This window comes from Saccharothrix sp. DSM 118769 (genome assembly GCF_052936295.1).
The window spans coordinates 950,083-962,036 of record NZ_CP193627.1 but is presented as its reverse complement, the minus strand read 5'-3'; the positions used below and the strand labels follow the sequence as shown (position 1 = coordinate 962,036).

The window sequence follows — 11,954 nt, the reverse complement described above, 5'->3', positions numbered from 1 at the left end:
GAGCTTGGCGGCCGTTGTGGCCGACAGATCACACATACGATCGATGGTGTGCGCCGATCGTTGCTGCTAGTACTCGCCCTGCCGCTGCTCGCGTCCTGCACGTCCGTGGTGACCGGTTCACCCAGTGCGGGGACGACGCTGGAGCGGAGAGGTCCGGCCGGGACCGTGCCCGCCGGCCTGGAGCGGTTCTACGGCCAGCAGCTCGGCTGGGAGGACTGCGGCCCGTACGCCACGACCGCCACCACGGCCTCGCAGTTCCGCAACCGCAAGAACCTGGAGTGCGCGCGGCTGGAGGTGCCGCTCGACTACGCGCAGCCCACCAGGAAGACGATCAGGCTGGGGCTGCTGCGCCAGCAGGCCACCGGCGACCGCATCGGGTCGCTGGTCGTCAACCCGGGCGGGCCCGGCGCGTCCGGCATGTCCGCCGCCGCGGGGCTGGCCTCGCAGGTCAAGCAGACCGACCTCGGCGCGCGCTTCGACCTCGTCGGCTTCGACCCGCGCGGCGTCGGGGCGAGCGAGCCGCAGGTCAGGTGCCTGAGCGACGCCGAGCGCGACGCCGACCGCCTCGACGCCGACGTGGACACCTCGCCGTCCGGCATCGCGCAGACCGAGAACGAGAACCGGCAGTACGCGGAGAAGTGCGCGTCCACCACCGGCGCCGACTTCCTGGCCAACGTCGGCACCCGCGACGTCGTGCGCGACCTGGACGTGATGCGCTCCGCCCTGGGCGACGAGAAGCTCACCTACCTGGGCTACTCCTACGGCACGCACATCGGCGCGGGCTACGCGCAGGAGTTCCCGGCCAACGTGCGCGCGCTCGTCCTCGACGGCGCGGTCGACCCCGCGCAGGGCCAGGTCGAGTCGCTGATCGCGCAGGCCGCCGGGTTCCAGAAGGCGTTCGACGCGTTCGCCGCGTGGTGCGCGGGGCGGCAGGACTGCGCGCTCGGCGCCGACCCGGCCAAGGCCAACCAGGCGTTCCGCGACCTGACCCTGCCGCTGCTGGAGCGGCCGGTGCAGGTGGAGGACCGCAAGCTGTCGTACAACGACGCCATCACCGGCGCCATCCAGGCCATGTACTCCGAGGAGCTGTGGGAGCCGCTCAACACCGGGTTGGGCGAGCTGGCGAACAACCGCGGCAACGTGCTGATGCTGCTGGCCGACAGCTACTTCGACCGCGACCAGCAGGGCAAGTACGGCACGCTGAACGACGCGTTCATCGCGATCAAGTGCGTCGACGAGCCGCGCGTCACCGACCGGGCCGTGCTCGACGACCTGGCCAGGCGGTACAAGGCGGCGGCGCCGTTCCTGGACGACGGCCGGCCGGCGGCGGGCGCGCTGGACGCGTGCGCGTTCTGGCCCGTGCCGCCGACCGCGCAGGACCCGAAGCCCGCCACCGGCCTGCCGCCCGTGCTGGTGATCTCCACGACCGGCGACCCGGCCACGCCGTACGACGCGGGCGTGAGCCTGGCGCGCGAGCTGGGCGGCCGGCTGCTCACGTTCGAGGGCAACCAGCACACGGTGTACCTGCAGGGCGACGAGTGCGTGGACCCGGTGGGCGACCGGTACCTGATCGACCTGGAGCTGCCCGCCGAGGGCACGCGCTGCGGCTGAGGACCGGGGTCACTCCGGGACCCAGCGGGCGCGCAGCACGCCGTCCGCGTCGGGCAGCACCGCCGCGAGCAGCGGGTGGCGCCGGTCGGCGTACCAGGAGACGACCGCCGCCGCACGTGCCCCGGCCAGCCGGGCGGGCAGCGCCGGGAGGTCCTCGTCGTCGACGGCGAGCGCGGTGATCCGCCCGTCCCGGTCCTCCCAGACGACCTCGAACGAGTCGTCCCGGGCGGGGAGGGCGTCGAGCAGGGCGGCGACGTCGTCGTCCAGGTCCGGCCACACCAGCAGCCACGCGCGGGGGGCGAGCCCGGCGCGCACCGCCTCCGCGTCGCCGGGGCGGACGCGGTGCCACCGGGAGGCGTTGGCGAGGTACCCCTCCTCCAGGAGCACCGCGCCGCGCCGGGTGGCGAGGTCGGTCAACTCGTCCCAGAACGCGTCGTCGGCGGGGCGCGCCCCGCCGCGGTCGCCCGGCTGCGGTTCGTGCGGGGAGCGGTCGAGGCGCTCCGGGAACAGCCCCAGCTCGCGGGTGCGGGCGACCGCCCGCTCGCAGGGCTCGGCGCTGCCGACGTACACGTACTGGTCGTAGCCGACGTCGACGGAGAACCTGCCCCCCACCTCCAGCCGGCACGACGCGCCGTCGCCGCGCAGCATGGCCCGCACGAGTTCGAGGCCCGCGGCGACGGGCACCAGGGCGCCGTCGTGGTAGCCGGTGAGGTCGGGCGGGAAGAGCCCCGCGAGCCCGCGGTCCTCGAACGGGCGACCCGCGCCGAAGAGGGCGGGTTCGCGGATCTCCAGGTGGGTGACGCCGCTGTCCTCGGCGAACGCGGCCACGGCGGCCAGGTAGGCGGCCTCCACGGGGCCGCGGTCGCTGTCGGTGTCCTCGGTGCCGGTGTAGCGGCCGTGCCCGTCGCGGTCGGCCGGGTCGTACTTGGTGACCCGGTGGACGTGGGGCAGCGCGCTGGTCTTCGGCACGCCCCAGGCTAGCCCCAGACGAGTTCGGCGTCGCGGAACAGGCGGCGGACGCTGTCGAGGCCCTCCGGGTCCATGCGGGGGGAGCCGTCCTCCGGGACCACCTGGGTACTGGTGTCGAACTCCGGGCACCAGGCCACGACCTGCGCGTCGGGCTCGTGCTCCACCACCCGGTCGAGTGCGCGATGGTGATCCGGCAGGAGGTGCCGGGCCGGCCGGTCGGGTCGCCGGAGACGCGGTTCGAGCAGCTGCGGCACCTGAGGAGGCCGGCGGAGCTGCCGCACCTGGCGGAAGAGCGGCTACAGCGGGAACAGCGGCGGGAGTTGCGTCGAGGTCCGGGGCGGGCTCGACGCGGTGCGCGACTCCAGGAACGGCGACGTGCTGGAGTTCCGGGGACGGGCCCTAGTGGTGTTCCTGCGTGCGCTCAAGCGCCGCGCCGGGTGACGCCGCCCAGCTCGCCAGCAGCTTCAGGCGCTCCTCGGTCGGCGAACCGGCCCGCGCCGTGTAGACGGCGAGCGTGAAGTCCTCGTCACCGGCCGGCCGCAGGGACTCGTAGTCCAGGTCCAGGTCGCCCACGACGGGGTGCGCGATGAGCTTCGTGCCGTGCGTCTTCTCCCTGACCTTGTGCTGCGCCCACAGCGTCCGGAACGTCTCGTCCTTCACCGACAGCTCGCCGACCAGCGCCGCGAGCCGCGCGTCGTCGGGGTTGCGGCCGGCGTCCAGCCTCAGGAACGCGACCATGTCGGCGGCCACGGTCGGCCAGTCCCGGTAGAACGCGCGGGCCTCCGGGCGCAGGAACGTGTGCCGGGCCGAGTTGCGGTCCTCCTCGCGCATCCCGCCGAAGCCGTACAGCGCGTCGGCCAGCGGGTTCCAGGCGAGGATGTCCGAGCGCCGCCCCATGACGAACGCGGGCACGTCGCCGACCATCTCCAGCAGCCGCCGCAGACCGGGGCGGAGGCGCTGCGGCGCGGGGCGCTTCGCGGGCGCGGGCCGGACGAGGTTGCGCAGGTGGGCGCGTTCCGTCTCGTCCAGGCGCAGCACGCGGGCCACCGCGTCGAGCACGGAGTCCGACACGGCCGGGGTGCGGCCCTGCTCCAGGCGCACGTAGTAGTCCACGCTCACGCCCGCCAGGAGCGCCAACTCCTCGCGGCGCAGGCCCGGCACGCGTCGACGGCCGCCGCCGGGCAGGCCCACGTCGTCCGGTCGCACGCGTGCCCGGCGGGTGCGGAGGAATTCGCCGAGGTCGTGGTTCACCCTCCCAGTATGGCCGCGCCCCGGGAACCGAGCCTGGGTACTGCCAGACCCAGGAACGCCCGACCGGGGTCACCGCGGACCCGCGGTCGAACGGGGCCTCCGGTACCGCGCGGCGCGGGCCCCACTGTTGTCCCCATGACCTACGACCTGAACAACCGCACTGCCGTCGTCACCGGTGCCGCCAGCGGCATCGGCGCCGAGATCGCCCTCGTCCTGGCCCGCTCCGGGGCGCGGGTCGCGCTGCTGGCCCGCCGGGCCGACCGGGTCGCCGACCTGGCCGGGAAGATCCAGGCCGAGGGAGGGCAAGCGCTTGCGGTCGCGGCGGACGTCACGCGGGACCTGTCCGGCGCGGTCGAGGCGGTCCACGCCGCGTTCGGGCGCGTGGACCTCGTCGTGAACAACGCGGGCGTCATGCTCGCCAACCCGCTGACCGAGGGCCGCGACGACGAGTGGTCCCGGATGATCGACACCAACCTCAAGGGCCTGCTGAACGTCACCAAGGCGTTCACGTCCGACCTGGTCCAGGCCGGCCGCGAGGGCACCGCCGACCTGGTGAACATCTCGTCGGTGGGCGCGCACCAGACGTTCCCGACCTACGCCGTCTACACCGCCACCAAGGCGGCCGTGACGCACCTGTCGGCGAACCTGCGCACCGAGCTGGGCGCGCTGGGCGTGCGCGTGACCAACGTCGAACCGGGTCTCGTGCACAGCGAGCTGGCCGACCACATGGACAACCCGGCCGTGGACGCGCACCTGGCGCGGTGGCGCGAGGAGGTGCCGCCGCTGGACCCGGCCGACGTCGGCGACGTCGTCGGCTTCGCCACCAGCCGGCCGAAGCACGTCAACCTGCGGCAGATCGTCGTGCTGCCGACCGTGCAGGTGTAGGCGTGCCCGCCGTCACGGCTCCACGCGGCGGCTGAGCAGGCAGAACTCGTTGCCCTCGGGGTCTTCGAGGACGTGCCAGGTGACGTCGCCCTGGCCGATGTCCTTGCGGCGCGCCCCGAGGGCTTCGAGGCGTTCCAGCTCGGCGTCCTGGTCGCGGTCGGTGGCGTTCACGTCGAAGTGCAGCCGCAGCTTCCGCGTCTTCGGCCCCCCGGCCCGGTCCAGGACGATCGTGGGGTGCTCGCCGGGGCGGCCGATCTCCACCGCCGCGCCCTCCCGCCCCAGGACCTCGAAGTCCAGCGCGGCGCACCAGAACCGGGCCAGGGCTTCGGGATCGGTGCAGTCGAGGACCAGCTCCGTGATGCGGCACGCCATGCCGTGTGAAGCTACTCGCACTCCGTGCAATTCCCCTCGCGGCGGTGTCACGCTGGGCCCCGTAAACCGTGCAACCAACGCCCGGGGACCCGCGACGGCGCGGGCTTCGAGGGAGGACGGTCGACGATGACCTCTACTGAGGTGACGGCGCCCTACGGCAACGGCGCTTCCGGCGCTCCGACCGGCAGGAAGGTGCGCGTGCACCACCTGCGGGAGATGAAGGAGCGCGGCGAGCCCTGGCCCATGCTCACCGCTTACGACATGTACACGGCCGAGCTGTTCGACGAGGCGGGCATCCCGGTGCTGCTGGTCGGCGACTCCGCGGCCAACAACGTCTACGGCCACGAGACGTCCCTGCCGGTGACGGTCGACGAGCTGATCCCGCTCGTGCGCGGCGTCACGCGCTCGGTCAAGCGGGCGCTGGTCGTCGCGGACCTGCCGTTCGGCTCCTACCAGGTGTCGGTGGAGCAGGCCGTGGCGACGGCGGTCCGGTTCATGAAGGAGGGCCGGGCGCACGCCGTGAAGCTGGAGGGCGGCGCGCACTTCGCCCCGCACGTCAAGGCCATCACCGCGGCCGGCATCCCGGTCATGGCGCACATCGGGTTCACGCCGCAGAGCGAGCACCAGCTCGGCGGGTACCGCGTGCAGGGGCGCAACGAGGCGTTCGACCAGGTCGTGGCCGACGCGCACGCCGTCCAGGAGGCCGGCGCGTTCGCCGTCGTGCTGGAGATGGTGACCGCCGAGGTCGCCAAGCAGATCACGCACGACCTGGTGATCCCGACCGTCGGCATCGGCGCCGGCCCGGACACCGACGCCCAGGTGCTCGTCTGGCAGGACATGATGGGCCTGCGCCGCGGCAAGGGCCCCCGGTTCGTGAAGCGCTACGCCGACCTGGCGGGCGTGATGACGTCGGCGGCGCAGCAGTTCGCCGCCGAGGTGCGCGGCCACCAGTTCCCCGGCCCGGAGCACACCTTCCACTGATCGCACGCGGTCGCCGCGCGGGCCCACGGCCGGCGCGGCGACCTCGCGGTGATCCACTCGTCATCCCGCTCGGGCAGAGTGGGCGGCATGTACCCCGAGATCGAGCCCTACGACCAGGGCCTGCTCGACGTCGGCGACGGCCAGCACGTGTACTGGGAGGTCAGCGGCAACCCGCGCGGCAAGCCGGTGGTCTTCCTGCACGGCGGCCCCGGCGGCGGGTGCGCGCCCGTGCACCGGCGGGTGTTCGACCCGTCCGCCTACCGGATCGTGCTGTTCGACCAGCGCGGGTGCGGGCGGTCGACGCCGCACGCCGCCGAGGTGGCCGACCTGTCCGCCAACACCACGTGGCACCTGGTGGCGGACGTGGAGCGGCTGCGCGAGCACCTGGGCGTCGACCGGTGGCAGGTGTTCGGCGGGTCGTGGGGGTCCACGCTGGCGCTGGCCTACGCCGAGAAGCACCCGGAGCGGGTCACCGAGATGGTGCTGCGCGGGATCTTCACGCTGCGGCGCAAGGAGCTGGACTGGTACTACGGCGGCGGCGCCGGGTTCCTGTTCCCCGAGCTGTGGGAACGGGTCACGAGCTTCGCGCCGGACGGCGACGTGATCGGCACCTACGCCCGGCTGCTCAACGACCCCGACCCCGCCGTGCACGAGCCGGCGGCCGTGGCGTGGAGCGTGTGGGAGGGCTCCACGGTGACGCTGCTCCCCCGGCCCGAGCTGGTCGAGGTGTTCGCGGAGCCCCGGTACGCGCTGGCGTTCGCCCGCATCGAGAACCACTACTTCCGGCACGGCGCGTGGCTGGAGGAGGGGCAGCTGCTGCGCGACGCGGGCCGGCTCGCGGGCATCCCCGGCGTGATCGTGCAGGGCCGCTACGACGTCGCCACGCCCGCCACCTCGGCGTGGGACCTGCACAAGGCGTGGCCGGGCTCGGAGCTGGTGGTCGTGCCGGACGCGGGGCACGCGTTCGACGAGCCGGGCACCCTGCGCGCGCTGGTCAACGCCACCGACCGGTTCCGGCCCTGACGGCGGGGGGCGCGGTCGCCGGGAACGACCCCCGGGCGCGGCACGCCTAGCGGCCGGCGGCGACCGGGGCCTGGTCCAGCCGCGCGCGGACCGCGCCGCCGTCGTCGTGGCCGAGGCGCTCCAGCAGGGTCAGCGCCCGCGCCCACGTGGCCCGCGCCCTCGGCTCGTCCCCCGCGGCCCGGTGGGCGTCGCCCGTGAAGACCAGGCCCCACGCCTCGCGGAACCCGTCGCCGAGCAGGCGGAACAGGGCGACGGCCCGGCGGTGGTGGACCAGGGCCTCGTCCTGGTCGCCCAGGTGGTGGTGGGCGCAGCCCATGATCTGGTGGCAGTGGGCGAGACCGTCCCGGTCGTCCATCAGCGCCACCGCCTCGCGGCAGTGGGCCAGCGCGCCGGTGTGGTCGCCCAGGCAGGCCGCGTACCAGCCCAGCGCGGTCAGGTCGAAGCCCTGCCACGTCCGGTCGCCGGTGCGCGCGTGCAGCTCCAGCGCGCGGCGGGCGTGGGTCACCGCCCCGGGCAGGTCCCGGCGCTGCTCGTGCTCGGCGGCCAGCGAGAAGTGGACGACCGCCTGCCCGGTCTCGTCGCCCAGCGCCCGGTGCAGCTCCAGCGCGCGCCCCAGGTGGTCGAGCGCGGTGCCCCGCTCCCCCAGCGTGGTCGCCGCGCGGCCCAGCAGGTGGTGCGTCACGGCCAGGGCCTCCGGGTCGCCGAGGCGTTCGGCGGCGGCCAGCGCGGTCCGCAGGGCGTCGGCCTTCTCCCGCCACCGGCCCCGCCGGTTCAGGTAGGAGGTGAGGACCCACGGCAGCTGCCAGGCGTGCGCGTCCCAGCCGTGGCGCACCGCGTCGTCCAGGACGCCGAGCACCGCGGTGTGCTCGGCGTCGAACCAGGCCGCCGCCTCGCCGTAGGAGTCGAACCCGCGCGTCGCCACGCCGTCGAGCGCCGGCGGGAGGGTGATCGGCGGCCAGTGCGGCGCCAGCCGCCGCTCCGCCCCGTACCCGGTGCGCAGGTAGTGGTCGGCCAGCCGCGACCGGGCCGCGAGCAGCTCGTCGGCGGTGTCGTGGGCGCGGGCCAGCTCGGCCGCGTAGGCGCGCAGCAGGTCGTGCGAGCCGTACCGGTGCGGCGTGCGCTCGTCCACGAGGTGCTGGCGGCTCAGCTCGGCCAGCAGCGCGCGGGCCCGCGCCACCGGGACGCCCGCGGTGGACGCCGCCGCGTGCGCGTCCACGTCCGCGCCGGGGTGGCGGCCCAGCAGCCGGAACAGCCGCGCGGCGTCCGCGCCCAGCGCGCGGTAGGAGCAGGCGAACACGGCGCGCACGTCCGACACCGCGTCCAGCGCGTCGAGGCGGTCGTGCTCGTCGCGCAGCTCGTCGGCCAGCGCGCGCAGCGGGAAACCCGGGTGCACGGCGGCGCGGGCGGCCACGACGGATAGCGCCAGCGGCAAGCGGGCGGCGTGCTCCACCAGCTCGGCGACGGCGTCGGGCTCGGCGGCGACCCGGTCGCGGCCCAGCCGCCCGACGAGCAGCGCCACGGCCTCGTCCCCGGTCAGCACGTCCACGCCGAGGTGGTCGGCGCCCTGCGCGGCGATCAGCCGGGTCATCCGGTCGCGGCTGGTCACCAGGGTCAGGCAGGGCGCGCCGCCGGACAGCAGCGGCAGCACCTGGGCGGCGTCGGCGGCGTTGTCGAGCAGCACCAGCACGCGGCGGCCGGCGAGCAGGCTGCGGTACAGCGCGGACGCCTCCTCCAGCCCGGCCGGCACGCCGTGCGCGGGCACGCCGAGCGCTTCGAGGAACCCGCGCAGCACGACCCCCGGCGGCACGGGCGCGCAGGTGGGGTCGAACCCGCGCAGGTCGGCGTGCAGCCGGCCGTCCGGGAAGCGCTCGGCGTTGTCGTGCGCCCAGCGCAGCGCCAGCGCCGTCTTGCCCGCGCCGCCGGTGCCGACGACCACGACCAGCGCGGTGGCGTGCCGGTCCAGCGCGGCCAGCTCCGCGGCGCGGCCCACGAAGTGCGGCGGCGGCGCGGGCAGCTGGCGGGGCGCGGGCCGGTCCGGCACGGGCAGCGGGTCGCCGGCCAGGACGCGCCGGTGCAGCTCGCGCAGCCGGGGACCCGGCTCGGTGCCCAGTTCGTCGGCGAGCCGGTCGCGCACCGCCCGGTAGTGCGCCAGCGCCTCCGCCTGCCGGCCGCAGCGGTACTGGGCGAGCAGCACCTGGCCGGCGGCGCGCTCGTCGAGCGGGTGCGCGGCGGCGGTGGCGACGAGGTCGGCGAGCCGGTCGGCGTGCAGGCCGTGGCGCAGCAGCAGGTCGTTGCGGTGCAGCTCGGCGGCCAGGCGCTCCTGCTCCAGCCGCCCCGCCAGCTCGGCGGACCACGGCGTGTCCAGCCCCTCGAACGCCCGGCCGCGCCACAGCGCCAGCGCCCGGTCCGCGGCCTCCAGCGGCCGGTCGCCCTCGCGGGAGCGCGCGCACAGCTCGCGGAACAGGTGCAGGTCGACCGAGGAGGGGTCGGCGGTCAGCACGTAGCCGCCCGCCTGGCGGGTCAGCGAGGCCCCGGCGGGCGCGACGACGCGGCGCAGCCGGGACAGGTGGCTGTAGAGGGAGTGCCGGGCACGGCCGGGCGGCTGCTCGCCCCACACCCGGTCCACCAGCTCGTCGACCGCCACGACCCGGTTGACGTCCGCCAGCAGGGCCGCGAGGACGCTGCGCTGACGGGGTTGGCCGATGTCGACCGGCTCGCCGCCGACCCTGGCCTCGACCACCCCGAGCACGCCGAAAGCCGGTGCCGCCTGTGCGCTCCCCACCCCCTGAGCATCGGTGCGCGCGCGGCCGGCCCTGAGTTCACCGCCGGGTGAACCTGCCCTGACCTGGGCGACAGGGTTTTCGCGGGGTCCGGTCCGCAGGGTGGTGGCACACGGCCCGCCGGGTCGGGACACCGAGGAGGACACCATGCGCAAGACGATCACCGCCGCCGCGCTCGCGCTCGCCGCACTGGCACCCGCGACCGCCGCGGCACCCGCCACCGCCGCGGACGCCGCGACCGCGACCGACTACGTCGACCGGTTCCACAACTCCGCCACCGGGCGGGCGCTCGACGACAGCGGGGCCGGGCTGCGCGCCGTGCCGGTCCTCTGGAACGACCACCAGGCGTGGAACGTGCACCCCTGGGGCGGCGGCTGGACGGAGCTGCGGAACGTGGCGACCGGCGGTTGCCTGGACGACAGCGACGACTTCGGGCTGCGCGCCTACCCGTGCAACCGGACGCCGTTCCAGAACTGGCTCCGCGTCGAGTGGGAGACCGGCGAGGTGACGCTGGTCAACGAGGCCACCGGGCGGGCGCTCGACGACAGCGACGACTTCGGGCTGCGCACGTTCGAGCGCAACGACAGCGCCTGGCAGCGCTGGTGAGACCGCCGCCCCGTCGTGCCCGTCGAGGGGTCGGGCACGCCGGGGCGGCCCCTACCGGCCCAGGGCGGTCGCCAGCGAGGACCGCGCCTCGACCAGGGACGGCCCGTACCAGGTCAGGTGGCGCCCGGAGACGTGCACCGGGCGCAGGCCGGGGAAGAACCGCGGGCCGTCGTCCGGGGTGAAGAGGTAGGGCTCGTCGGGCAGCACGACCAGCTCGGCGTCCTGGAGCTCCGCCAGGGGCGGCCGGGGGTAGCGCTCGGCGTGGTCGGCGAACGCGTTGACCACGCCGAGGCGCAGCAGCACGTCGCCCGCGAACGTCTCGCGGCCCAGCACGACCCACGGCTTGCGCCACACCGGCACGACGGCACGCGCCCACGGCGGCACGACGTCGCGCCACCGCCGTTCGGCCTCCACCAGCCAGCCGGGTTCGACGTCCCACGCCGTGCCCAGCAGCCGGCGCAGCGACCCGAGGGCGGCGGGCACGGTGGCGGGCGCGGCCGTCACCCACACCGGGACGCCGTCGGCGCGCAGCCGTTCGACGTCCTCCGGCCGGTTCTCCTCGCTGTTGGCGACCACCAGGTCCGGCCGCAGCGCCAGCACCCGGTCCACGTCCGGGTACTTCGAGCCGCCGACCCGCGCCACGTCCAGGTCCGCCGGGTGCGCGCAGTAGTCGGTGGCCCCGACCAGGACCGCCGGGTCGACGGCGTCGGTGACCAGCGCCTCGGTGATCGAGGGCACCAGGCTCACCACCCGCGCGGGCGGGCCCGGCAGCGGCACCGGTTCGCCGAGGTCGTCGACGGGCAGCATCAGATGTCGGTGATCTTCAGGCCGGCGTGCGCCTTGTACCGGCGGTTGATGGCGATGAGGTTCGCGGTGAACGCCTCGACCTGGTGGGCGTTGCGCAGCCGGCCGCCGTAGACGCCGCGGAAGCCGGGGACGGCGTCGGCGAGCGCCCGCACCAGGTCGGTGGCCTCGCGGTCGTCGCCCAGCACCAGCACGTCGCCCTCGACGGTCTCCACCGACAGGTCGGCGAGCGTCACCGCGGACACGTGGTGGAACGCGGCCGTGACGCGGGAGTCCGGCAGCAGCGCGGCGGCCTGCTGCGCGGCGCTGCCCTCCGGCACGGGCAGCGCGAACGGCCCCTGCTTGTCGAAGCCCAGCGGGTTCACGCAGTCGATCACGACCTTGCCCGCGAGCGGGGCGCGCAGCGACGCCACGGTGTCGGCGTGCCCGTCCCACGGCACCGCGACCAGCACCACGTCGGCCTGCTCGGCGCAGCCCTCGTTGTCCGCGCCGCTGACGTGCCCGACCCCGGTGGCGGCCCGCACCTCCTCGGCCGCGGCCTCGGCGCGCTCGGCGTCGCGCGACCCGATGACGACCTTCAACCCCGCCTTGGCCCACCGCAGCGCCAGGCCCTTGCCCTGCGCACCGGTACCACCCAGCACCCCGACGGTGAGCTCACGAATATCAGTCACC

At 75.3% G+C, this 11,954-nt stretch carries 12 protein-coding genes and 1 pseudogene; 6 read left to right on the top strand and 7 right to left on the bottom strand.

Annotation, left to right across the window (positions count from 1 at the left end):
- Window positions 1–48: 48 nt before the first annotated feature.
- On the top strand, window positions 49–1,611 hold the full coding sequence (locus ACRAKJ_RS04655; protein WP_438920303.1) for an alpha/beta fold hydrolase: 1,563 nt from the start codon (window positions 49–51) through the stop codon (window positions 1,609–1,611).
- 9 nt (window positions 1,612–1,620) lie between these two features.
- Here the strand turns inward: ACRAKJ_RS04655 and ACRAKJ_RS04650 are convergent, their stop codons facing one another.
- Both ACRAKJ_RS04650 and ACRAKJ_RS04645 read right to left on the bottom strand, forming a co-directional pair.
- A complete protein-coding gene (locus tag ACRAKJ_RS04650) occupies window positions 1,621–2,580 on the bottom strand; it encodes an RNA-binding protein (protein ID WP_438920302.1) in 960 nt (319 codons plus the stop codon).
- An 8-nt stretch (window positions 2,581–2,588) separates the two neighbouring features.
- Complete coding sequence (locus tag ACRAKJ_RS04645) at window positions 2,589–2,747, bottom strand: hypothetical protein (protein ID WP_438920301.1); 159 nt, start codon at window positions 2,745–2,747, stop codon at window positions 2,589–2,591.
- 172 nt (window positions 2,748–2,919) lie between these two features.
- Here ACRAKJ_RS04645 and ACRAKJ_RS04640 point away from each other — a divergent pair.
- Window positions 2,920–3,021, top strand: a pseudogene (locus tag ACRAKJ_RS04640) (hypothetical protein); the annotation flags it as partial.
- Here the strand turns inward: ACRAKJ_RS04640 and ACRAKJ_RS04635 are convergent.
- A complete protein-coding gene (locus tag ACRAKJ_RS04635) occupies window positions 2,980–3,831 on the bottom strand; it encodes an MmyB family transcriptional regulator (protein ID WP_438920300.1) in 852 nt (283 codons plus the stop codon). The pseudogene ACRAKJ_RS04640 and the gene ACRAKJ_RS04635 sit on opposite strands and share 42 nt — an antisense overlap.
- Before the next feature lie 135 nt (window positions 3,832–3,966).
- On the opposite strand from ACRAKJ_RS04635, the gene ACRAKJ_RS04630 reads away from it, so the two are divergent.
- Window positions 3,967–4,716: an SDR family NAD(P)-dependent oxidoreductase gene (locus ACRAKJ_RS04630; RefSeq protein ID WP_438920299.1), complete on the top strand. Its 750-nt coding sequence runs from the start codon at window positions 3,967–3,969 to the stop codon at window positions 4,714–4,716.
- 12 nt (window positions 4,717–4,728) lie between these two features.
- On the opposite strand, the gene ACRAKJ_RS04625 is transcribed toward ACRAKJ_RS04630, so the two are convergent.
- Window positions 4,729–5,088 carry a VOC family protein gene (locus ACRAKJ_RS04625; protein WP_438920298.1) on the bottom strand — a complete coding sequence of 120 codons (360 nt, stop codon included), beginning with the start codon at window positions 5,086–5,088 and terminating at the stop codon, window positions 4,729–4,731.
- Window positions 5,089–5,214: 126 nt separating this feature from the next.
- Here ACRAKJ_RS04625 and panB point away from each other — a divergent pair, with 126 nt between their 5' ends.
- Complete coding sequence (gene panB, locus ACRAKJ_RS04620) at window positions 5,215–6,069, top strand: 3-methyl-2-oxobutanoate hydroxymethyltransferase (RefSeq protein WP_438920297.1); 855 nt, start codon at window positions 5,215–5,217, stop codon at window positions 6,067–6,069.
- 87 nt (window positions 6,070–6,156) lie between these two features.
- Window positions 6,157–7,092: a prolyl aminopeptidase gene (gene pip, locus ACRAKJ_RS04615; protein ID WP_438920296.1), complete on the top strand. Its 936-nt coding sequence runs from the start codon at window positions 6,157–6,159 to the stop codon at window positions 7,090–7,092.
- Window positions 7,093–7,138: 46 nt separating this feature from the next.
- Here the strand turns inward: pip and ACRAKJ_RS04610 are convergent, their stop codons facing one another.
- On the bottom strand, window positions 7,139–9,874 hold the full coding sequence (locus ACRAKJ_RS04610) for a BTAD domain-containing putative transcriptional regulator (protein WP_438920295.1): 2,736 nt from the start codon (window positions 9,872–9,874) through the stop codon (window positions 7,139–7,141).
- A 145-nt stretch (window positions 9,875–10,019) separates the two neighbouring features.
- Here ACRAKJ_RS04610 and ACRAKJ_RS04605 point away from each other — a divergent pair, with 145 nt between their 5' ends.
- Complete coding sequence (locus tag ACRAKJ_RS04605) at window positions 10,020–10,478, top strand: RICIN domain-containing protein (RefSeq protein ID WP_438920294.1); 459 nt, start codon at window positions 10,020–10,022, stop codon at window positions 10,476–10,478.
- Between the two features lie 51 nt (window positions 10,479–10,529).
- On the opposite strand, the gene ACRAKJ_RS04600 is transcribed toward ACRAKJ_RS04605, so the two are convergent.
- Both ACRAKJ_RS04600 and npdG read right to left on the bottom strand, forming a co-directional pair.
- Entirely contained in the window at window positions 10,530–11,285 is a 756-nt protein-coding gene (locus tag ACRAKJ_RS04600) for a helical backbone metal receptor (protein WP_438920293.1), read from the bottom strand.
- On the bottom strand, window positions 11,285–11,953 hold the full coding sequence (npdG, locus tag ACRAKJ_RS04595) for an NADPH-dependent F420 reductase (protein ID WP_438920292.1): 669 nt from the start codon (window positions 11,951–11,953) through the stop codon (window positions 11,285–11,287). Before npdG ends, ACRAKJ_RS04600 begins: the two co-directional genes overlap by 1 nt.
- Window position 11,954 lies beyond the last annotated feature (1 nt).